Raw genomic sequence first — 1,263 nt, forward strand, 5'->3', positions numbered from 1 at the left:
TCTGAGCGTCGGACACGCCCATACCCCCATACCTGGCCTTCAGCTTGTGAGACACGTGGCCGGGCTCAGCCCATGGCGCCGACAGACCTCCGCAGCTGCCAGGCCGTCAACGCAGTGCGTTGACCCTGCTCCTTGATCATCCCGATGATCTGCGCCTCGGTGAAGCGGCTTTTCCTCTTGTCGTCTGCTCCTGCGTGGCGAAGCAAACTCTACATCAGACCGAGGGACGTCCCGGGGAGCAGGTCAGAGCTGGATGTGGCCAGCTACTTCGGCGTCTCGATCAAGATCATCGAGGAAGTCTACGGTCACCATTCCGAGGACCACCAGTCCACCGCCCACGAGGCGATGGAGGGCAGGCGATGAACCTATGCCAGAGCACAAGTAAGGCGACTCGAGGCGACAGAGTCAGAGGCCGCTACCCGAAACACAAGCGGGATACGGCGGGAAGAAGGCCGCCCCGGCTGCCCTCCGAAGGCAGAGGTCACAGGTTCGAATCCTGTCGGGTGCGCCAGCTTGCCCCCTTCCTTGAACACCGGTTCTTGTCCGCCACCGCAGGTCACCTGCGGCGTGGCGCTTGTCCGCTTCCGGGTTCCCCCAACCGGCCTGTCCGAACTCCGCCTCGCGGAACCCGGCCCCGCCCCGCGCGGTTGGCATGACGATGCAAGCCTCTCTTGAGAAAAGGAAAGCCGTCATGAACTCCATCATCTATCTCGTTGGCCTGGTTGTCGTCGTCCTGTTCATCCTGTCGCTTCTGGGCCTGCGGTGATGGACCGGGACGAGCAGAGGATCCGCTCGGCGGCCGCGCCTGCCGCCACCTCGGACAGATCCTACGTGGACTGGGGCGCGATCCTGGCGGGCACGGTGGTTGCCGTGGCGCTGTCGGCTGTCTTCACGGCCTTCGGGGCTGCGGTCGGACTCGGCTCGATCTCGGCGCGGCCCGGCGAGGGGCTGGGCTTCGGCTCGGTCATCCTGACGGGGCTGTTCGTCGTGGTGACGATGGTGCTGGCCTACATGGCCGGCGGCTATATCGCCGGGCGGATGCGGCGGCGCGTGGATGGTTCCTCGCCCGAGGAATCCGCGGCGCGTGACGGCATCCACGGCCTTGCCGTCTGGGGTGTCGGCACGATCGCGGGCTCGATCATGCTGGCAAGCGCGGTGTCGGGCACGCTGAATGCCGCGGGCTCGGCCGCCTCGACCGCGGTCGAGGCCGCGGGGTCCGCCGTGGGCGGTGTCGCGCAGGGCGTCGGCGCGGTCGCGGGCGTC

1 tRNA gene and 2 pseudogenes are annotated in these 1,263 nt (G+C 67.2%); 2 read left to right on the forward strand and 1 reads right to left on the reverse strand.

From position 1 onward, the window contains the following. A pseudogene (locus CK240_RS18465) lies at positions 1 to 140 on the reverse strand (transposase); the annotation flags it as partial. Positions 141 to 414: 274 nt separating this feature from the next. Between CK240_RS18465 and CK240_RS17565 the strand changes: the two are divergent. After that, positions 415 to 511: transfer RNA gene (locus CK240_RS17565), tRNA-OTHER, on the forward strand. Between the two features lie 254 nt (positions 512 to 765). After that, positions 766 to 1,263, forward strand: a pseudogene (locus CK240_RS17570) (hypothetical protein); the annotation flags it as partial.

The sequence above is a fragment of the Paracoccus salipaludis genome (assembly GCF_002287065.1).
GTDB lineage: Bacteria > Pseudomonadota > Alphaproteobacteria > Rhodobacterales > Rhodobacteraceae > Paracoccus > Paracoccus salipaludis.